This window comes from Pseudomonas sp. R1-7 (assembly GCF_051132105.1).
GTDB lineage: Bacteria > Pseudomonadota > Gammaproteobacteria > Pseudomonadales > Pseudomonadaceae > Aquipseudomonas.
In genome coordinates this window covers 4,737,486-4,756,437 of record NZ_CP071661.1, presented here as the reverse complement: position 1 = coordinate 4,756,437, position 18,952 = coordinate 4,737,486, and the positions used below count along the sequence as shown (strand labels likewise).

The following is an 18,952-nucleotide window of genomic DNA, read 5'->3' as shown; positions in this document are numbered from 1 at the left end:
GCCCCATGAATGATTTACAGCTCGACGATTTCAAGCGCGATGAGAATGCCGCCATGGTCCTGCTCGTCGACGACCAGGCGATGATCGGCGAGGCGGTACGACGCGGGCTGGCGAACGAACAGAACATCGATTTCCACTTCTGCTCCGACCCCCACCAGGCCATCGCCCACGCGGTGCGCATCAAGCCGACGGTGATCCTCCAGGACCTGGTGATGCCTGGCCTCGACGGCCTGAGCCTGGTGCGCGAATATCGCAATCATCCGGCCACCCGAGACATCCCGATCATCGTCCTGTCCACCAAGGAAGACCCGCTGATCAAGAGCGCGGCGTTTGGTGCAGGGGCCAACGACTACCTGGTCAAGTTGCCGGACAATATCGAACTGGTGGCGCGCATTCGCTATCACTCACGTTCCTACATGATGCTGTTGCAGCGCGACGCGGCTTATCGTGCCCTGCGGGTGAGTCAGCAGCAGTTGCTCGACACCAACCTGGTGCTGCAACGACTGATGAATTCCGACGGGCTGACCGGGTTGTCCAACCGGCGGCACTTCGATGAATACCTGGAGTTGGAGTGGAGAAGGGCGCTGCGGGATCAGTCCCAGTTGTCGTTGCTGATGATCGACGTGGACTACTTCAAATCCTACAACGACAATTTCGGTCACCTGGAGGGCGACGAAGCCCTGCGTAAAGTCGCCACGGCGATCCGCGACGCGTGCAGTCGCCCCTCCGACCTGCCGGCCCGCTATGGCGGCGAGGAATTCGCCCTGGTATTGCCCGGCACCTCGCCTGGCGGCGCCCGGCTGATGGCGGAGAAACTGCGCCAGAGCGTCGTTGCCCTGAAGATCCCCCATGCCACGCCCGACGGCGGCGAGAACCTGACCATCAGCGTCGGCGTCGCGACCTTCACGCCCCAGCAGGGCGGCGACAGCCGACAGTTGATCTCGGCGGCGGACAAGGGGTTGTACCTGGCCAAGCACAATGGGCGCAATCGGGTTGGGGTTGAATAAACCTGTTGCCTAGCGAGAGTGCTTTTGTGGCGAGGGAGCAGTGTTGAACGATGCCACCGGGTTTCATTCCCTCTAAAGCCGCCAGGCGGGCTGCCGCTGGCGCTTGATTACGTTATACTCGCTGGCTTTCAAAAGTTCGCCAACGAGTGCTGCCCGCCATGGAAATCAACCCGATCCTGAACACCATCAAGGACCTGTCCGAGCGCTCCGAAACTATTCGGGGGTATCTTTGACTACGATCAAAAGCATGAGCGTCTGACCGAAGTCAATCGCGAGCTTGAAGATCCGAATGTCTGGAACAACCCTTCGTACGCCCAGGAACTGGGCCGCGAGCGTTCTGCGCTGGCGCAAATCGTCGAGACCCTGGATGAATTGTCCAGCGGCCTGGCCGATTGCCGCGACCTGCTGGACATGGCCGTCGAAGAAAACGATGAAGGCGCGGTCGGCGATGTCGTCGCCGAGCTGACCCGCCTCGACGAGAACCTCGCGAAGCTGGAATTCCGCCGCATGTTCAGCGGCGAGATGGACATGAACAACGCCTACCTGGACATCCAGGCCGGCTCCGGCGGCACCGAAGCCCAGGACTGGGCCAACATCCTGCTGCGCATGTACCTGCGCTGGGCCGACAAGCGCGGCTTCGACGCCACCATCATGGAGCTGTCGGCCGGTGAAGTCGCCGGGATCAAGGGCGCCACCGTGCACATCAAGGGCGAATACGCCTTTGGCTGGTTGCGGACCGAGATCGGCGTGCACCGCCTGGTGCGCAAGAGCCCGTTCGACTCCGGCAACCGTCGCCACACCTCGTTCTCGGCGGTATTCGTCTCGCCGGAAATCGATGACAACATCGAAATCGAGATCAACCCGGCCGACCTGCGCATCGACACCTACCGCTCCTCCGGTGCCGGTGGCCAGCACGTCAACACCACCGACTCGGCCGTGCGGATCACCCACGTACCGACCAACACCGTGGTGAGTTGCCAGAACGAACGCTCCCAGCACGCGAACAAAGACACCGCGATGAAGATGCTGCGGGCCCGCTTGTACGAGCAGGAAGTCCAGAAGCGCAACGCCGCGTCGCAGGCCCTGGAAGACACCAAGTCCGACATCGGCTGGGGTCACCAGATCCGTTCGTACGTGCTCGACGCCTCGCGGATCAAGGACCTGCGGACCAGCATCGAACGCAGCGATTGCGACAAAGTGCTCGACGGCGACATCGATGAATACCTGATCGCCAGCCTCAAGCAAGGGCTGTAACGCGACACCACGCGGTGGGCAGGCACGCTTCCATGGGAGCGAGGCCTGCCCGCAAACTCCGGCCCGGGCCGGGGGCAACGAACCTGTGATGGAAACCTTAAAGACATGAGCGACCTAGAACTCGACCCGCAAGCCCTGCAACAGGAAGAAAACTCCCTGATCGCCCTGCGCAAGGAAAAGCTTGCTGCCGAGCGCGAGAAGGGCCAGGCCTTCCCCAACGACTTCCGCCGCGACGCGTATTGCGACGTCTTGCAGAAGCAGTATGCGGACAAGACCAAGGAAGAGCTGGCCGAGGCGGCAATTGCGGTCAAGGTTGCCGGTCGCATCATGCTCAACCGTGGGTCGTTCATGGTGATCCAGGACATGACCGGTCGCATCCAGGTCTACGTCAACCGCAAGACCCTGCCGGAAGAAACCCTGGCCGCCGTCAAGACCTGGGACCTGGGCGACATCATCGCCGCCGAAGGCACCCTGGCCCGTTCCGGCAAGGGCGACCTGTACGTCGAGATGACCAACGTGCGCCTGCTGACCAAGTCCCTGCGCCCGCTGCCGGACAAGCACCACGGCCTGACCGACACCGAGCAGCGCTACCGCCAGCGCTACGTCGACCTGATCGTCAACGAAGACGTGCGCCAGACCTTCCGCGTGCGCTCGCAGGTTATCGCCCACATCCGCAGCTTCCTGATGAAGCGTGACTTCCTGGAAGTCGAGACGCCGATGCTGCAGACCATCCCTGGCGGTGCGGCGGCCAAGCCGTTCGAAACCCACCACAACGCCCTGGACATGGAAATGTTCCTGCGCATCGCGCCGGAGCTGTACCTCAAGCGCTTGGTGGTGGGTGGCTTCGAGAAAGTCTTCGAGATCAACCGCAACTTCCGTAACGAAGGCGTTTCGACCCGGCACAACCCCGAGTTCACCATGCTCGAGTTCTACCAGGCCTACGCTGATTACGAAGACAACATGGACCTGACCGAAGAGCTCTTCCGCGAGCTGGCCCAGCTTGTTCTCGGGACGACCGACGTGCCCTACGGCGACAAGGTGTTCCACTTCGGCGAGCCGTTCGTGCGCCTGTCGGTGTTTGACTCGATCCTCAAGTACAACCCGGAAATCACGGCGGCTGATCTGCAAGACATCGACAAGGCTCGCGCCATTGCCAAGAAGGCCGGCGCCAAGGTGCTCGGCTTCGAAGGCCTGGGCAAGCTGCAAGTGATGATTTTCGAAGAACTGGTCGAGCACAAGCTGGAGCAGCCGCACTTCATTACCCAATACCCGTTCGAAGTGTCGCCGCTGGCCCGTCGCAACGACGAAAACCCAAGCGTGACCGATCGCTTCGAGCTGTTCATCGGTGGCCGTGAAATCGCCAACGCCTATTCCGAGCTCAATGACGCGGAAGACCAGGCCGAGCGCTTCATGGCCCAGGTGGCCGACAAGGACGCAGGCGATGACGAGGCCATGCACTACGACGCCGATTTCGTGCGCGCCCTTGAGTACGGCATGCCGCCGACCGCCGGCGAAGGCATCGGCATCGATCGCCTGGTGATGTTGTTGACCAACTCGCCGTCGATCCGCGATGTCATCCTCTTCCCGCACATGCGGCCCCAAGCGTAAATGTTTCAATTAAAAAGCCGCCTCGATGGGCGGCTTTTTATTGCCTGTCTGGTACAAACGTATCAATTGGTTACTTCTGAAATAGCGAGGAAAGACCTGTCGTGAATCGTGCAATGGCTCCAGAAGGTGCAGCAGGCGTCGCCACTGCTGTCGCTGAAAGTGTTCAGTACCAAGGCCGCAAGGCCAGCCGACAGGGCAGTGAACAACGCCGCCAGGACATTCTCGACGCGGCCATGCGCATTGTCGTGCGCGATGGCGTGCGGGCCGTGCGACACCGCGCGGTAGCCGCCGAAGCGGGTGTGCCGCTGTCTGCGACCACTTACTACTTCAAGGATATCGATGACCTGCTCACCGATACCTTCGCCCAGTACGTGGAGCGCAGCGCGGCGTTCATGGCCAAGTTGTGGACCAACAACGAAGGGCTGCTACGCGAGATGGTCGCCTACGGGGACGGCAGCGCCGAGTCACGCTCGCAACTGGCCGACGACATCGCGCGGATGACAGCCGACTACGTTCAACATCAATTGCACAGTCGTCGCGACTACTTGATGGCCGAACAGGCTTTCCGCCAGGAAGCGCTGCTCAACCCGCGCCTGGCGGAATTGGTACGCTCCCATCAGCAAATCCTGTTGCACGGCACGTGTCAGTTTTTCCAGGTCCTGGGCTCGCGCGAGCCGCAACAGGATGCCAAAGTGTTGACGGCGATTATCGGACGGATGGAATATCAGGGCTTGCTCAATGGCGCCGAGCCGGTAGCCGAAGAAGACATGCTCGGCATCCTGACCCGTTATATGCACTTGGTACTAGCGTCGGTGTGATCCTTTTTGGGTTACAACGGACAGGGCGCCTGCCATAGGGAGTTTCAAATGAAAGCCTGGCGTGCCGTTGTAATGGCCGTGTCGTTGCTGCTGCTCAGTGGTTGCCTGGTGTCCTTCAAGGCGCCGTTGCCTGACAGTGAAGCCGCGCCCAAGGGCCTGCTCGGTCAGTGGACCAGCACCAACGCCTGGGGTGAACCGTTGAACCTGGAACTGTCGGAAGTCGGCAAGCACCGCTACCAGGCCATCAGCTATTTCAGGGCCAAGCCCCAGGAGCGCGAAGCCATCCCTGTGACGGTCTCCCGGCACGGCAGCCGCTGGTACCTGTCGGCGAAGGTGCCGGCCCGGTTTGGCGGGCATTTCGTCATCGCCGGTTTCGAACTGACCGACAAGCAGGAACTGGTGGTCTACAACCTGGACATGGAGCAGATCAACCAGGCCATCGGCCAGAAGCTCCTCAGTGGCCAGCCGAACCCGAGCGAAGAGGGCGATGGCGTGTTGGTAGATAGCGACATGCGCAAGGTTTTCAACTACCTCGACGATCCGGCCAATTCCGACGTGTTCTCGGAAGCCGTGCGCTACCAGCGACTGGTCAAATCCCAATAACGGTTACAAGCGGACGTTTTTTCACAGGAGTTCCGGGTGGACGATTACCAGCAGACGATACGCACCTTGTCCGATCGCATTGTGCTGGCGCAGACGCCGATTCGCATTCTCGACGCGGTGAAGTGGGACGAGAACATCCGTAAGGGTTTTCTCAAGGCCAAGGGCAAGGAAATGCCGGCGGTGGACCGCGATTATTACCTCAACCGACCGCTGTCGTTCGATTCCAGCAAGGTAAAGCTCGAGTTCCAGAACATCGAGCGCGACATCACCCGCCAACTGGGGCAATTCAACCCGGTTGGCCAGATCATGCGCCGCATGTGCAAGGAATACCGCATGGTGGTGCGCATGCTCGAAGCGCGCGGGACCGAGGATTTCGGGCTGATTTCCCAAGAGCTGTATGGCGCCGCATCCGACGCCTTCCACGCCGGCGACCCGACCCTGGCCGACCTGGGCCTGATGCTCTCCGATTACCTGAACAACATCGATGGCCGCGGCGACCTCAAGGACGAGCCCAAGGTCCTCAGCGCCAAGGAGGCCGTCAGCCTGTTGCAACACCGCCTCAACCGGGTGTTCGGCGAGGCCGAGGAAACCATCCGCGTGTTCGAGTCCGACGGCATCGTGGCCGACGCGGCGGCGGGCGCCGACTACATCAAGATTCGCACCGACGCGATGTTCAACGAGCGCGACGTTCGGGCGCTGGAAGTCCACGAAGGGCTGGTGCACGTCGGCACCACGCTCAACGGGCTAAACCAGCCGATCTGCACGTTCCTGTCCAAAGGCCCGCCCTCGTCGACGGTGACCCAGGAAGGCCTGGCGATCCTCATGGAGATCATCACCTTTGCCTCCTACCCGAGCCGCCTGCGCAAACTGACCAACCGCACCCGGGCCATTCATATGGTGGAGGAGGGCGCCGATTTCCTGCAGGTCTTCGAGTTCTTCCGTGAGCAGGGCTTCGAAATGGCCGAAAGCTATGGCAATGCCAGCCGGGTTTTCCGTGGCTCGGTGCCGTCCGGATTGCCATTCACCAAAGACTTGTCCTACCTCAAGGGCTTCATCATGGTTTACAACTATATTCAGCTGGCCGTGCGCAAAGGCAAGCTGGAGCAGGTGCCGCTGTTGTTCTGCGGCAAGACCACCCTGGAGGACATGCGCACATTGCGCCAGTTGGTGGATGAAGGCCTGGTCGTACCGCCCAAATACCTGCCCGAGCAATTTCGCGACATGAACGCTCTCTCGGCCTGGATGTGTTTCTCCAACTTCCTGAACCATCTCAGCCTGGATCGGATCGAAGCGGATTATTCCAATATCCTCTAGTCGCACCACCCATCCCTGTGGGAGGTGTTTCAACCCTGATTTTTTGCGAGGCTTCACCGGATGCGAACCCTCGGCATCATCTGCCTGCTGCTGGCCCTGGCCGGCTGCAGCTCCTTGCTGTTCTACCCCGAACGCGGCCTGCCCTTTACGCCGGAGCGGGCCAAGCTCGAATACCGCGACGTCACCCTGACCACCGCTGACGGCCTGAAACTGCGAGGCTGGTGGCTGCCGGTGAAGTCGGGCGTGGAGGTCAAGGGCACGGTGCTGCATCTGCACGGCAATGGCGGCAACCTGGCCTGGCACCTCGGCGGGAGCTGGTGGTTGCCGGAGCAGGGCTACCAGGTGTTGATGGTCGATTACCGCGGCTATGGCGTTTCCGAAGGCGAGCCGAGCCTGCCGGCGATCTACCAGGACATCGACGCCGCGTTCGGCTGGCTCGACAAGGCCCCCGAAGTCCGGGGCAAGCCGTTGGTGCTGCTCGGGCAGAGCCTGGGTGGCGCGCTGGCGGTGCACTATCTGGTGGAGCATCCGCAGCGCCAACGGCAGCTCAAGGCACTGGTGCTCGACGGCGTGCCCGCCAGCTATCGCGATGTGGGACGTTTTGCCTTGGGCACGTCATGGCTGACCTGGGCGTTCCAGGTGCCCCTGTCGTGGCTAGTGCCGGACGGCGACAGCGCCATCGGCTCGATCGCACAATTGACCGGCGTGCCGAAACTGATCTACCACAGCCTCGACGACCCGATCGTGCCTCTTTCCAATGGCATCCGCTTGTATCAAGCTGCGCCGCCGCCCCGAGTGTTGCAACTGACCCGCGGCGGGCATGTGCAGACCTTCGCCGACCCGACCTGGCGAACCGTGATGCTGCGCTACCTGGACGACCCCCTGCACTTCGACGGCCTTCGCCGCCTGGGCGAGGTGCCGAATTATCCACAATCATCCGCTGAATCTTCAGAGAACCCGCAATGAGCGAAGAACGTAACGCCATCCCCCTGATCATCACTGGTATCTGCAGCATCCTCGGCACTGTCGCGGTGCTCTGGTACTACGGCTACCTGCATTTCGCCAAGCCCGAGGATGCGTTGCTGCTCAACGAATTCACCATGCTCAAGACCGTGCCGGGCGAGGACTACAAAGTCGCCCTGGAACCGGCGCCGCAGGTCGCGCAATGCATCGATGGCGTGCTGGTGTTGTTCGACACCGAGCAAAAAGGCCTGACCGGCGTGCTGATCAACGAGAAGAAGCGCGCAGTGCGCTGCATGGGGCAGGAGACGCCGCAGAAGTTGCAGCCGTAAGCCAATCCAAGGACACCACATTTTCCCATGTGGGAGCAAGCTCGCTCCCATAGGGAAGGGGTACTGCCAACTGTATTCGCCCACGAAAAAGCCCCGCCTGAATGAACTCAGGCGGGGCTTTTTCGTTGCACTCAACCGATCAGTTGGCGCTCATGGTCGAGCGCGGGGCGACGGGCTGGTTGTCGTTGGAGATGGTGACTTCCACGCGACGGTTCATGGCGCGGCCCGAGACGCTGGTGTTGTCAGCGACCGGGAATTCCTTGCCGTAGCCCTGGGTCACGATGCGGGCCGGATCGACGCCCATTTTCACCAGGGCGGTGCGCACGGAGCTGGCGCGGCGCTCGGACAGCGACTGGTTGTAGGAATCCGAACCGGTGCTGTCGGTATAGCCTTCGATGATCACCTTGCGGTCAGGGTTTTCCTGGAGGAACTGCGCAAGCTTGCTCACGTTAGTCATGCCACTGGCACGCAGGTCGGACTTGTTGGTGGCAAACAGCACGTCGCCGAAAGTTACGAGCGTCCCGCGCTCGGTCTGCTTGGCGTTGAGGCTGTCCTGCAACTGCTTGATCTGTGCGTTGCGCGCTTCGAGCAGGGCGCGGGCGCGTTCGTCACCGGCGTTTTTCAGCTCGGCTTCGGCGTTGCGCAGGGCGATGGTCTGCTTGGCCACTTCAACGCGCTGGTTGGTCAGGTAAGCCAGTTGGTCAACCTTGGCTTCGTCCTCGTTATCCAGGTAGGCCTTGTCGGCCTTGGCCAGGAAATCGGCGGCGTCCTTGGTTTCCAGGGCCGCGACCTTGGTGGCGGCTGGATCGGCCTGCAAACCGTTGTAGTTGGTGCGGGCCTGTTCCAGGTTGGCGTTCGGATCATGGGAGCAAGCGGCCAGGGCTACGCAGGCGGCAAGCAGGGCGGGCATCATGAAATGTTTGTGCGTCATAGTCTGTCGTCCTTTTATCGATGAGAAGTACGTCGTGGCTAGAACCGGGTCACTGGACCTTGTTCATGCCTTCCTGACGCAGTTCCTGAACCCCTTTCTGGGAGTCCTTGAGGGCCTGTTCGGCCTTGGCTGCCTGGGCCTTGCGCTCGGCGACGCGGGCATCCCATTCGGCCTGTTCGGCCAGACGCTTGGCCTCTTCGTAATTCTCGTCGTGCATGGCGATCTCGGCTTGCTTGAGTTTGTCCTGGGCCGATTTCATTTCCACCGCGGCGAACTCGGTGCCGCCGGCGCTGACGGCGCTGTTGACCGCCGATTGCGTGACCGCGTACTGCTCCGAAGGCGGATTGCCGGCACAACCGGCCAGGATGAAGCTGCTACCGATCGCCAGGGCAGCCAACTTCAGGCCACGCAGGCCAGTGGATGAGGGTTTGGCAGTGCAGGTATTCATAGGCTTCAACTCCATTGGAAAACTCCTGAAAAAAAACACCATTCCATGCTGGGACCGAAGCCGTGACGTCTGTTTTGGCGCTGGCGCCAGGGCGCGTTTATTTAAACGGCCGTTCCAGTATGGTTATTCGGTGTGACCCGAGGCTTTTTTCAAAAGTTCAGGCGAGGGTGGCCATTAGCCAAAAGAAATGCTGACTGCTTGGTCAGGTGCGAAAAAGCTGAACTTTCAAGGCGCCCAGCGGTATTCCAGCGCGGCTGGAACAGGCTCCGCACTGGAAGTTTGCACGCTGGAAAGGAGGGCGATCAGTGTTTGGATTTGTCGCCGTGGGAGGAAAGTTCGCGCAAGTGCCGGCGGGACAACGCGAGGAAACGCGGGGTCGGACCCACGTCTTCGTACAGCGGATCACCTTCTTCATCGGTCGACACGACTTGCGATCCCTTGACGTAGGGGAAGCTGGCTTCCAGTTCTTCCAGCGCTGCGCCGATCAGCTCCCCGAGCAGTTCTTCGGGCTGGCGCTTGGGGTACATGTCGCAGATGGCCGCCAGGCGTGCCGCGGCCTCGACGTCGAGATGAATCGTGTAGCCGGTCTGGGTCAGGCGACCCTTGGCGTTTTCTTCCCAGTGCTGGGCAAGCTCACGGATTTTCATGATGACCTCAATAGCCCTGCTTTTGGTAGGCGCGATAGTGACAAGCCGTCGTGTGGCTTATCCATGAGACTAGCTTTGTCCGACAAGGTTTAAAGTCCCTTCGTCGCTTGTCATTAACGACTGGCATCGGCACTCTCTTCTACAAAGCTGTCCGGACCTTTTTGCTGGAGAACTGCTGATGACCGATATCGATGCCCGCTTGCGCGAGGACGTCCACCTGCTCGGCGAACTGCTGGGCAACACCATTCGCGACCAGTACGGGGACACCTTTCTCGACAAGATCGAACAGATCCGCAAAGGCGCCAAGGCTGACCGACGTGGTTCCATGGACGCCGAACTGAGCGCCAGCCTCAACCAGTTGAGCGAGGAGGAACTGCTGCCCGTGGCGCGGGCGTTCAACCAGTTTCTCAACCTGGCCAACATCGCCGAGCAATACCAATTGATTCATCGGCGCGAAGAATCCAAGCCTGCACCGTTCGAAGCACGGGTGCTGCCCGAGCTGCTGGCACGCTTGCGGGCCGAAGGCCACAGTGCCGAATCGCTGGCCCGGCAGTTGGGGCGGCTGGATATCGAATTGGTTCTCACCGCGCACCCCACGGAAGTGGCCCGGCGCACATTGATCCAGAAGTACGATGCCATTGCCGCGCAGTTGGCGGCCCAGGATCACCGCGACCTCACCAGTGCCGAGCGCGCGCAGATCCACCAACGCTTGCAGAGACTGATCGCCGAAGCCTGGCACACCGAAGAGATTCGCCGCACCCGGCCCACGCCCGTGGACGAGGCCAAGTGGGGCTTCGCGGTGATCGAGCATTCGCTGTGGCACGCCATCCCCAATTACCTGCGCAAGGCTGACCAAGCCCTGCATGCCGCCACCGGGCTGCGGCTGCCACTGGAGGCCGCGCCGATCCGCTTTGCCTCTTGGATGGGCGGCGACCGCGACGGCAACCCCAACGTCACCGCCGCGGTCACCCGCGAGGTGCTGTTGCTGGCGCGTTGGATGGCGGCGGACCTTTACCTGCGCGACGTCGATCACCTGGCCGCCGACCTGTCCATGCAAAACGCCAGCGCAGCCTTGCGTGCCCAGGCAGGAGAGAGCGCCGAACCGTATCGCGCGGTGCTCAAGCAATTGCGTGAGCGCCTGCGGGCCACCCGCAACTGGGCCCAGGCCTCCCTGAAAGCCAGTACGCCGGCTTCTGCCGAGGTGTTGCAGAACAACCGTGAACTGCTTGACCCTTTGGAGCTGTGCTACCAGTCCCTGCACGAATGCGGCATGGGTGTGATTGCCGACGGACCGCTGCTCGATTGCCTGCGCCGCGCGGTGACGTTCGGGCTGTTCCTCGTGCGCCTTGATGTGCGCCAGGATTCGACGCGCCACACGATGGCAATGACCGAGATCACCGATTACCTCGGGCTGGGTCGCTATGAAGACTGGAACGAAGAGCAGCGCATCGGTTTCCTGCTGGATGAGCTGAATAACCGTCGTCCCTTGCTGCCGCCACATTTCAAGCCGTCGGCTGATACCGCCGAAGTCCTGGCGACCTGCCGGGAAGTTGCGGCGGCACCGGCGGCGTCCCTGGGCTCCTACGTGATTTCCATGGCCGGAGCGGCTTCCGATGTGCTGGCGGTGCAGTTGCTGCTCAAGGAGGCCGGGGTGCTGCGGCCGATGCGGGTGGTGCCGCTGTTCGAAACCCTCGCCGACCTGGACAACGCCGGGCCGGTGATGGAGCGCCTGCTGTCGCTGCCGGGCTATCGCTCGCGCCTGCAAGGGCCTCAGGAGGTGATGATCGGTTATTCCGATTCGGCCAAGGACGCCGGGACCACGGCGGCGGCCTGGGCGCAATATCGGGCCCAGGAACGACTCGTGGATATCTGCCGCGAGCAGCAAGTCGAACTGCTGCTGTTCCATGGTCGCGGTGGCACGGTGGGCCGTGGCGGTGGCCCGGCGCACGCGGCGATTCTGTCGCAGCCGCCGGGCTCGGTGGCCGGTCGGTTCCGCACCACTGAGCAAGGTGAAATGATTCGTTTCAAATTCGGCCTGCCGGACATCGCCGAACAGAACCTCAATCTTTACCTCGCTGCGGTGCTGGAGGCGACCCTGCTGCCACCGCCGCCGCCCACGCCGGAATGGCGGCACCTGATGGACGAACTCGCGGCCGACGGCGTCAGTGCCTACCGCGCCGTGGTCAGGGAAAATCCCCAGTTCGTCGAGTATTTCCGCCAGTCCACGCCGGAGCAGGAGTTGGGCCGGCTACCCCTCGGCAGTCGTCCGGCCAAGCGCCGTGCTGGAGGGATCGAGAGCTTGCGGGCGATTCCATGGATCTTCGGCTGGACCCAGACTCGCCTGATGCTGCCTGCCTGGCTCGGTTGGGAAACCGCCCTGGGCAAGGCGCTGGAGCGTGGCGAGGGTGAGTTGCTGGGGCAGATGCGCGAGCAATGGCCATTCTTCCGCACCCGCATCGACATGCTGGAAATGGTGCTGGCCAAGGCCGACGCTGACATTGCGCTGTCCTACGATGAGCGTCTGGTGGAACCGGCGTTGCTGCCGTTGGGCGAGCATTTACGCGACCTATTGTCGCAGGCTTGCTCGGTGGTCCTGGGGTTGACCGGCCAGTCCCAACTACTGGCACATAGCCCAGACACCTTGGAATTCATTCGTCTGCGCAACACTTACCTCGACCCGCTGCACCTGTTGCAGGCCGAGCTGTTGGCACGTTCGCGACAGCAGGACGTTGCCCAGGGCAGCCCCGTGGAACAGGCGTTGCTGGTGTCTGTAGCTGGGATCGCCGCTGGTCTGCGCAACACCGGCTAACGTCGGGTCGTTGCCTGAAACAGCTTGCCCGGCTCGTCCGGGCGTAGCCATTTGCGGGGAAGGGCAGGTCGACCAGGCGACAGTTTGTTGCCCGGTTGCGACTCTCGCCACCTCGTACGAAGGTCGCGTCCGACGCGGGTTCCTCCGACTTTCGGCGGCTTGTGTGGGTCGGGCCTGCTGTGTATCTTGATCAGCCTTTGGCCGTTTGGGCGGTCACGATCCAGTTTTGCGAGATTGGCCCCACGAGGCGAATCCGAGCGTTTACATAAAAAAATTGAGGAGCACATCGATGCGCGTCATTCTGCTGGGAGCTCCCGGGGCCGGTAAAGGTACTCAGGCAAAGTTCATCACCGAGAAATTCGGTATCCCGCAAATCTCCACCGGCGACATGCTGCGTGCCGCGGTCAAGGCTGGCACCCCGCTGGGCGTTCAAGCCAAGAGCATCATGGATGCCGGCGGCCTGGTGTCGGATGACCTGATCATCGCCCTGGTCAAGGATCGCATCGCTCAACCCGACTGCGCCAATGGCTTCCTGTTCGATGGGTTCCCGCGCACTATTCCCCAGGCCGAGGCCTTGGTGACTGCCGGTGTTGAGCTGGACGCGGTCGTTGAAATTGCCGTTGAAGACGAAGAAATCGTCCAGCGCATTGCCGGTCGACGCGTTCATGAGCCGTCGGGCCGGGTCTATCACACCGTCTACAATCCTCCGAAAGCCGAAGGCAAGGACGACGTGACGGGTGAAGAGCTGGTGCAGCGCAAGGACGACACCGAAGAAACCGTGCGCCATCGCTTGTCGGTCTACCATTCCCAGACCAAGCCTCTGGTGGAGTTCTACCAGAATCTGTCCGCCAGGAACGGCGGCAAGCCGAAGTACAGCCACATCCCGGGCGTGGGCTCGGTTGAAGAGATCACGGCCAAAGTGCTTGCAGCCTTGAGCTGAAAAGTCTGATCCGTTGCATCAACTACGGCCCGCTTGCGGGCCGTAGTTGTTTATACTGACGCACTTTTTTCCCACCTGATTTACGGACACATCGATGAGCACCTTGCTGGCCCTGGACACCGCGACTGAAGCTTGCTCCGTTGCCTTGCTGCACGACGGCAAAGTCACGAGCCATTACGAGGTGATCCCGCGCCTGCACGCGCAGAAACTGCTGCCAATGATCCAGCAATTGCTCAGCGATGCCGGCACCACCCTGCAGGCGGTGGATGCAATCGCCTTCGGTCGTGGGCCTGGCGCGTTCACCGGCGTGCGTATTGCCATCGGCGTGGTGCAGGGCTTGGCCTTCGCCCTGGAACGCCCGGTACTGCCCGTGTCGAACCTGGCGGTGCTGGCGCAGCGTGCCTTTCGCGAACACGGTGCGCACCAGGTCGCGGCCGCGATCGATGCACGCATGGACGAGGTGTACTGGGGCTGCTATTGCGAAACCGACGGCGAGATGCGCCTGGTCGGTCCTGAAGCGGTATTGCCGCCCGAATCGGCGGCGTTGCCGGTTGAGGCGAGCGGCGAGTGGTTCGGCGCTGGTACGGGCTGGGGTTATGGTGAGCGGATCGGTGCCCGCGTTGCCGGCCAGGACGCCTCGATGTTGCCTCATGCCGAAGACCTGCTGGCGCTCGCACGCTTCGCCTGGGAACGCGGCGAGGCCATCCCGGCCGATGAGGCGCAGCCGGTTTACCTGCGGGACAAGGTGGCAACGCCGAAATCCGAGCGGCTTTGACCTCATTTCAAGCGAACGCCGTTGTAGTGAGGGAACAAGCTACCTCGCCACAACGGCGTTCGATGACCTTGGAGCCGATGTTGCCAAATTCATTTCCGCCTACCTAAGTCACATCCGACCTTGCCAGTCGTCACTTTTTTAGCCCGTTTTTAAACCTTTTTGACTTTATGTGTTCTAGTTATCACTTGCGCATTTGCGCGGCTACGAATGTGCCGCTAAATTGCCATCATTGATACCGAGCATTCTGTCATGCGTATAGACGGCGTTTCATCTCAGTCCTACCCCATCAAGCGTCGGCCTCGTACGGGTAAAGCCGTTGAGCCCGAAAACTTCGATGACATCGATGGCGACCTGGAATTTCCGTCCGAAGAGCAACTGGCCGCCCGCGCTGCCAAAGCCTCCGCGCAACGCCTGAGCAATCTTCCCGCCCGCCAGCAGGACATGTTGTATCACCGCTCCATGAGTCACAGTGTTTCCGCCGCGCTCGCCAGCTACTTGAGCACTGCCGGTTTTGTCGACTGGGATATGGAAGTGCTGGGGCTCGATCTCTATATCTGATGCGGTTGCCTTACTACCTCGGCTGCCCATCCTGGAGCGAAAATGCCTGGCGCGATTATCTTTATCCCCAGGACGCCAGAAGCTCCGACTTCCTGAATCTCTATAGCCAAGTATTCAACGCCGTGGAAGGCAACACGACCTTCTATGCGAGCCCTTCTGAGTCCACCGTCCAGCGCTGGGCAGAGATCATGCCCGAGGATTTTCGCTTCACCGCCAAGATCCCCGGTGACATCAGTCATGGCGGTGACTTGCGCGAACACTTGACCGCCACCGAAACCTTCGTTCAATTGCTCAGCCCCTTGGGCGAGCGGGTCTCGCCGTTCTGGCTGCAGTTGTCCAAGGCGTTCACGCCCAATCGGTTGCAGGAGCTGGCGGCCTTCATCGACGCTTTCCCGCGACCGCTGGCGGTCGAGGTTCGTCACGATGAGTTCTTCGCCAAGGGCGATGCCGAGCGCCAACTCAATCGCCTGTTGCTCGATCGCGGCGTGGAACGCATCTGCCTCGATCCACGGGGCTTGTTCAGTTGCGCGTCGACCGAGCCTTCGGTGATCCATGCCCAATACAAGAAACCACGGGTGCCCACGCGGCCAGCGGCCTTCACTCAATGCCCCCAGGTGCGCTTCGTCGGTCATCCGGTGGTGGAAGCCAACGAGCCGTTCCTGACGCCTTGGGTGGAAAAGGTCGCCGAGTGGATTGAAGAGGGGCGCACGCCGTATATGTTCCTGCACACCGCCGACAACCTCCAGGCGGCGAAACTCGCAATGCATTTTCACAGCCGCTTGATGAACCGTTTGCCTGGCTTGCCGGCGCTGGCTGAGCTATATAGAGAACCCGCCGCCGAGCAACTGGGTTTGCTCTGAGGCAAACTCGTCCACTGCTCAGGAGCGACTTTCATGGATGCACAAACCCGGCGAGCCCAGGCGTTCAAGGCTTTGCACGAACGCGAAGGCGCATTTGTCATTCCCAATCCGTGGGATGCCGGCTCAGCCAAGATGCTCGCCAGCCTTGGCTTTGGAGCCTTGGCGACCACCAGCGCCGGCCACGCTTTTTCCCTGGGGCGACCCGATGGGGCGCTGGGCCTGGATGACACGCTGGCTAACGTGCGGGCGATCGTGGCAGCCACGGATTTGCCAGTGGCCGTCGACCTGGAAAACGGGTTCGCCGATGCGCCTGAAGCGTGTGCCCGCAGCTTGTTGCGTGCGGCAGAAGCCGGAGCGGTGGGGGGTTCCATCGAAGACGCCACCGGACGCCCGGACAGTCCGATTTATTGCTTCGATCACGCAGTGGCGCGGGTCAAGGCCGCGGCCGACGCGGTGCGCAGCTTGCCGTTTCCCTTCTTGCTGACCGCCCGGGCGGAGAATTTCCTGCACGGCAAACCCGACCTGGACGACACCATCCGACGCCTGAGGGCCTTCTCCGATGCGGGTGCCGACGTGCTCTATGCGCCCGGGCTGAGCAGCGCCGAACAGGTCCTCGCCGTGGTACAGGCCGTGGCGCCCAAGCCGGTGAACGTGCTGATGTCCGGCGCGCTGGACCTCACCGTGGCGCAGTTGAGCGAATTGGGTGTCAAGCGCATCAGCGTCGGATCGGCCCTGGCGTTGGCGGCCTATGGCGAATTCTTCCGTGCTGCCGAAGAAATCCAGCAGCAGGGCACGTTCACTTTTACCCGTCGTTCGATGCCGTTCAACCAGGCTAACCAATTATTCAAGGGTTGATGCCCGAGGCGTTGTCGTGCGGTTTTTCAAAGGTTTGATGATTATGGCGCTGATCGTTGGCGCCGCAGTGCTTGGCGTCTGGCGTGGCTGGTTGTCGGTACCGCCGCAATGGAATCCCTGGGCGCCGCTGGACGTCAACGTCCCGCCGAATCTGCTGACCCGCTACAAGCTGATGGCCCTGCGCAACGACCCGCAACTGTGCGATCAGGCGCTTGCGACGTCAGGGCTTCGTACCGCTCGCCAGGCGGACAGCGGCGCCAACACGACGTGTCCGCTGACCAATGTGTTGCGGGTACAGGGCGGCGAGGTAGCGCTGAGCAGCAGCTTCCTCGCCAGTTGCCCGCTGGCCGTGGCTTTCGCGTTGTTCGAGCGCCATGCGCTGCAACCGGCGGCAACGGCGGTCTATGGGCAGAAAGTCACGCGGGTCGATCACTTGGGCAGCTTTGCGTGTCGCAACATGTACGGTCGTGAAAGCGGGTCGCGCAGTCAGCATGCCACCGCCAGCGCGCTCGATATCGCCGGGTTTCGCCTGGCCGATGGGCGGGCGATCAGCGTGCTCAAGGACTGGCCGAAGGACAACAACCACGCGCAGTTCCTGCGGCAGGTGCGAGGCGGTGCCTGTGACATGTTCAGCGTGGTGTTGAGCCCGGACTACAACGAAGCGCACCGAAACCATTTCCATCTGGATGTGGGGCCGTGGTGGATCTGTCGGTAAGAATCAGGCGGCGATACGCAGGTTCTGCAGCACGATCGGACGTGCCCAACGGGTATCGAAATCGAGTTGTTTCTGCTGCGCCACCAGTTCCTCTTCCGGGAACGGCGGGAAGGGTTTGTCCAGCAAGTCGAGTTCGAACTCGGCAATCGGCAGGTGCAACGGACGCGGTTGTGGCGCCGGGCCCGGTTCCGGCAGTGGTTGGCCGGCGGTGAGAACGATCGGGCGAACCCAGTTGCTCTCGAAGGTCTGCTGTTTTTGCTGGGCGACGATTTCTTCCGGCGGGAAGGGTGGGAACGGTTTGTCCAGCAAGTCGAGTTCGAATTCGGCAATTGGCAGGAACAATGGCTCTGGTGGCTTGACCTGGGTTTCAGTCACGTCGCAGGTGCGCTGGCTGACGATGTGGTCCAGCAATTCGGCGCCGAGGGTCGGTTCAACCGCTTCATCAAGGGCGACGGGCTGGAAGCTGCCAGGCGCCGGTGCGTTTTCACCCAGTTGATCGGCCAGGGCCCGGGCAAAAAAATCCTGCCACAGGTGACTGACGCCGCTCAGCGCTTGGGTGTTACGCAGGCTGTAATCGCCGTAAGGGGAGATAACGCCTATCGATGTGGATTGAATGTCTGACATTTTTCTCGGTCGACGCTCAGCTCTGGCAAAATGCCGTTCACCGTTGTTATCGGCCGATTTTGCCGATCCTTAATTTTTTGGGCGTGTTTTCATGATTGAGCAACCTGCGGCCTGCCGCATCCATGTCGAGGCCCTGGCCCCGGCCTTCCAACCGCAGGCCGAACAGTGGGCCGAGCGGCTTGGCCTGCCTTTGCAAGTGGACGACGGCGAGTTTGCCTTGCAGGTCGGCGAGCAGGGGCTGCAACTGCAGCAACTGGGGCCGGACGCGCCGGGCCCGGTGCGGGTGGATTTCGTCGAGGGTGGCGCGGCCCATCGGCGCTTGTACGGCGGCGGCAGCGGCCAGATGATCGCCAAGGCCGTCGGTGTCGCCCAAGGCGTGCGTCCTCGGGTGCTCGACGCCACGGCGGGGTTGGGCAAGGACGCGTTTGTGCTGGCAAGCCTGGGCTGCGAAATGAGTCTGATCGAGCGCCAGCCGCTGATCGGCGCTTTGCTGGAAGATGGCCTGGCGCGCGGCGCGGAGGACTTCGATGTGGCGCCGATCGTGGCACGCATGCATTTGCTCAAGGGTAATTCCATCGAGGTGATGCGCAACTGGGAAGGCGAGCCGCCCCAGGTGATCTACCTGGATCCGATGTTCCCTCATCGGGAGAAAACCGCCCTGGTGAAAAAGGAAATGCGCCTGTTCCGGCCGCTGGTGGGCGATGACAATGACGCACCGGCGCTGTTGGCCGCGGCGCTGGCGCTGGCGACCCACCGGGTGGTGGTCAAGCGTCCGCGCAAGGCGCCATGCATCGAAGGGCCGAAGCCGAGCCATGGGCTGGAGGGCAAGTCCAGTCGGTACGATATCTATCCCAAGAAGGCGCTCAAGGCTTGAGACCGGATCGCCCAATCCCT

The 18,952-nt window shown here is 61.8% G+C and carries 20 protein-coding genes; 16 read left to right on the top strand and 4 right to left on the bottom strand.

Annotation, left to right across the window (positions count from 1 at the left end):
- The first annotated feature begins 5 nt into the window (after positions 1-5).
- The 8 genes from J3P79_RS21325 (at position 6) to J3P79_RS21290 (ending at position 7,896) form a co-directional block, all read left to right on the top strand.
- Positions 6-1,007, top strand: a complete 1,002-nt coding sequence (locus J3P79_RS21325) for a diguanylate cyclase domain-containing protein (protein ID WP_434605541.1) — start codon at positions 6-8, stop codon at positions 1,005-1,007.
- Between the two features lie 158 nt (positions 1,008-1,165).
- Positions 1,166-2,261 (top strand): peptide chain release factor 2 gene (prfB, locus tag J3P79_RS21320; RefSeq protein ID WP_095963568.1). Its coding sequence is split into 2 segments (ribosomal slippage): positions 1,166-1,237 and positions 1,239-2,261, totalling 1,095 coding nucleotides; the frame shifts between segments, so codons are not numbered across the junction.
- A 105-nt stretch (positions 2,262-2,366) separates the two neighbouring features.
- Positions 2,367-3,869, top strand: coding sequence for a lysine--tRNA ligase (gene lysS / locus J3P79_RS21315; protein WP_434605540.1), 1,503 nt, complete (start codon positions 2,367-2,369; stop codon positions 3,867-3,869).
- A gap of 101 nt (positions 3,870-3,970) precedes the next feature.
- Complete coding sequence (locus tag J3P79_RS21310; RefSeq protein ID WP_039592028.1) at positions 3,971-4,687, top strand: TetR/AcrR family transcriptional regulator; 717 nt, start codon at positions 3,971-3,973, stop codon at positions 4,685-4,687.
- A gap of 48 nt (positions 4,688-4,735) precedes the next feature.
- Positions 4,736-5,290: a hypothetical protein gene (locus J3P79_RS21305; RefSeq protein WP_434605539.1), complete on the top strand. Its 555-nt coding sequence runs from the start codon at positions 4,736-4,738 to the stop codon at positions 5,288-5,290.
- 36 nt (positions 5,291-5,326) lie between these two features.
- Positions 5,327-6,604, top strand: coding sequence for a flavohemoglobin expression-modulating QEGLA motif protein (locus J3P79_RS21300; protein WP_434605538.1), 1,278 nt, complete (start codon positions 5,327-5,329; stop codon positions 6,602-6,604).
- A 60-nt stretch (positions 6,605-6,664) separates the two neighbouring features.
- Entirely contained in the window at positions 6,665-7,570 is a 906-nt protein-coding gene (locus J3P79_RS21295; RefSeq protein WP_434605536.1) for an alpha/beta hydrolase, read from the top strand.
- Positions 7,567-7,896 carry a hypothetical protein gene (locus J3P79_RS21290; RefSeq protein ID WP_045155163.1) on the top strand — a complete coding sequence of 110 codons (330 nt, stop codon included), beginning with the start codon at positions 7,567-7,569 and terminating at the stop codon, positions 7,894-7,896. Before J3P79_RS21295 ends, J3P79_RS21290 begins: the two co-directional genes overlap by 4 nt.
- Before the next feature lie 139 nt (positions 7,897-8,035).
- On the opposite strand, the gene J3P79_RS21285 is transcribed toward J3P79_RS21290, so the two are convergent.
- From J3P79_RS21285 to J3P79_RS21275, 3 genes are all read right to left on the bottom strand, one after another.
- On the bottom strand, positions 8,036-8,827 hold the full coding sequence (locus tag J3P79_RS21285; protein ID WP_039592023.1) for an OmpA family protein: 792 nt from the start codon (positions 8,825-8,827) through the stop codon (positions 8,036-8,038).
- A gap of 49 nt (positions 8,828-8,876) precedes the next feature.
- A complete protein-coding gene (locus J3P79_RS21280; RefSeq protein ID WP_014336761.1) occupies positions 8,877-9,290 on the bottom strand; it encodes a DUF4398 domain-containing protein in 414 nt (137 codons plus the stop codon).
- 287 nt (positions 9,291-9,577) lie between these two features.
- Positions 9,578-9,922 carry a hypothetical protein gene (locus J3P79_RS21275; protein WP_039592022.1) on the bottom strand — a complete coding sequence of 115 codons (345 nt, stop codon included), beginning with the start codon at positions 9,920-9,922 and terminating at the stop codon, positions 9,578-9,580.
- Between the two features lie 178 nt (positions 9,923-10,100).
- Here J3P79_RS21275 and ppc point away from each other — a divergent pair, with 178 nt between their 5' ends.
- From ppc to J3P79_RS21240, 7 genes are all read left to right on the top strand, one after another.
- Entirely contained in the window at positions 10,101-12,731 is a 2,631-nt protein-coding gene (ppc, locus tag J3P79_RS21270; protein ID WP_434605533.1) for a phosphoenolpyruvate carboxylase, read from the top strand.
- A 289-nt stretch (positions 12,732-13,020) separates the two neighbouring features.
- The gene (gene adk, locus J3P79_RS21265; protein ID WP_434605532.1) at positions 13,021-13,671 is read left to right on the top strand and encodes an adenylate kinase; all 651 of its coding nucleotides are present in this window, start codon (positions 13,021-13,023) and stop codon (positions 13,669-13,671) included.
- 94 nt (positions 13,672-13,765) lie between these two features.
- Complete coding sequence (tsaB, locus tag J3P79_RS21260; RefSeq protein WP_434605530.1) at positions 13,766-14,446, top strand: tRNA (adenosine(37)-N6)-threonylcarbamoyltransferase complex dimerization subunit type 1 TsaB; 681 nt, start codon at positions 13,766-13,768, stop codon at positions 14,444-14,446.
- Between the two features lie 249 nt (positions 14,447-14,695).
- Entirely contained in the window at positions 14,696-15,004 is a 309-nt protein-coding gene (locus J3P79_RS21255) for a hypothetical protein (protein WP_434605529.1), read from the top strand.
- The gene (locus J3P79_RS21250) at positions 15,004-15,864 is read left to right on the top strand and encodes a DUF72 domain-containing protein (RefSeq protein WP_434605527.1); all 861 of its coding nucleotides are present in this window, start codon (positions 15,004-15,006) and stop codon (positions 15,862-15,864) included. Before J3P79_RS21255 ends, J3P79_RS21250 begins: the two co-directional genes overlap by 1 nt.
- Before the next feature lie 33 nt (positions 15,865-15,897).
- Positions 15,898-16,719 carry an isocitrate lyase/PEP mutase family protein gene (locus J3P79_RS21245; protein ID WP_434605525.1) on the top strand — a complete coding sequence of 274 codons (822 nt, stop codon included), beginning with the start codon at positions 15,898-15,900 and terminating at the stop codon, positions 16,717-16,719.
- A 16-nt stretch (positions 16,720-16,735) separates the two neighbouring features.
- Positions 16,736-17,434, top strand: coding sequence for an extensin-like domain-containing protein (locus J3P79_RS21240; protein WP_434605524.1), 699 nt, complete (start codon positions 16,736-16,738; stop codon positions 17,432-17,434).
- A gap of 3 nt (positions 17,435-17,437) precedes the next feature.
- Here J3P79_RS21240 and J3P79_RS21235 read toward each other — a convergent pair whose 3' ends face one another.
- Positions 17,438-18,058 carry an energy transducer TonB gene (locus J3P79_RS21235; RefSeq protein ID WP_434605522.1) on the bottom strand — a complete coding sequence of 207 codons (621 nt, stop codon included), beginning with the start codon at positions 18,056-18,058 and terminating at the stop codon, positions 17,438-17,440.
- Between the two features lie 91 nt (positions 18,059-18,149).
- Here J3P79_RS21235 and J3P79_RS21230 point away from each other — a divergent pair, with 91 nt between their 5' ends.
- Complete coding sequence (locus J3P79_RS21230) at positions 18,150-18,932, top strand: class I SAM-dependent methyltransferase (RefSeq protein WP_434605520.1); 783 nt, start codon at positions 18,150-18,152, stop codon at positions 18,930-18,932.
- The last annotated feature ends 20 nt before the right edge of the window (positions 18,933-18,952 follow it).

Bases quoted from the DNA above. Each gene is read 5' to 3' on its own strand.
- J3P79_RS21325 (WP_434605541.1), top strand. From the start codon at position 6: ATGAATGATTTACAGCTCGACGATTTCAAGCGCGATGAGAATGCCGCC.
- lysS (WP_434605540.1), top strand. From the start codon at position 2,367: ATGAGCGACCTAGAACTCGACCCGCAAGCCCTGCAACAGGAAGAAAAC.
- J3P79_RS21305 (WP_434605539.1), top strand. From the start codon at position 4,736: ATGAAAGCCTGGCGTGCCGTTGTAATGGCCGTGTCGTTGCTGCTGCTC.
- J3P79_RS21295 (WP_434605536.1), top strand. From the start codon at position 6,665: ATGCGAACCCTCGGCATCATCTGCCTGCTGCTGGCCCTGGCCGGCTGC.
- J3P79_RS21290 (WP_045155163.1), top strand. From the start codon at position 7,567: ATGAGCGAAGAACGTAACGCCATCCCCCTGATCATCACTGGTATCTGC.
- J3P79_RS21285 (WP_039592023.1), bottom strand. From the start codon at position 8,827: ATGACGCACAAACATTTCATGATGCCCGCCCTGCTTGCCGCCTGCGTA.
- J3P79_RS21280 (WP_014336761.1), bottom strand. From the start codon at position 9,290: ATGGAGTTGAAGCCTATGAATACCTGCACTGCCAAACCCTCATCCACT.
- J3P79_RS21275 (WP_039592022.1), bottom strand. From the start codon at position 9,922: ATGAAAATCCGTGAGCTTGCCCAGCACTGGGAAGAAAACGCCAAGGGT.
- ppc (WP_434605533.1), top strand. From the start codon at position 10,101: ATGACCGATATCGATGCCCGCTTGCGCGAGGACGTCCACCTGCTCGGC.
- adk (WP_434605532.1), top strand. From the start codon at position 13,021: ATGCGCGTCATTCTGCTGGGAGCTCCCGGGGCCGGTAAAGGTACTCAG.
- tsaB (WP_434605530.1), top strand. From the start codon at position 13,766: ATGAGCACCTTGCTGGCCCTGGACACCGCGACTGAAGCTTGCTCCGTT.
- J3P79_RS21255 (WP_434605529.1), top strand. From the start codon at position 14,696: ATGCGTATAGACGGCGTTTCATCTCAGTCCTACCCCATCAAGCGTCGG.
- J3P79_RS21250 (WP_434605527.1), top strand. From the start codon at position 15,004: ATGCGGTTGCCTTACTACCTCGGCTGCCCATCCTGGAGCGAAAATGCC.
- J3P79_RS21245 (WP_434605525.1), top strand. From the start codon at position 15,898: ATGGATGCACAAACCCGGCGAGCCCAGGCGTTCAAGGCTTTGCACGAA.
- J3P79_RS21235 (WP_434605522.1), bottom strand. From the start codon at position 18,058: ATGTCAGACATTCAATCCACATCGATAGGCGTTATCTCCCCTTACGGC.
- J3P79_RS21230 (WP_434605520.1), top strand. From the start codon at position 18,150: ATGATTGAGCAACCTGCGGCCTGCCGCATCCATGTCGAGGCCCTGGCC.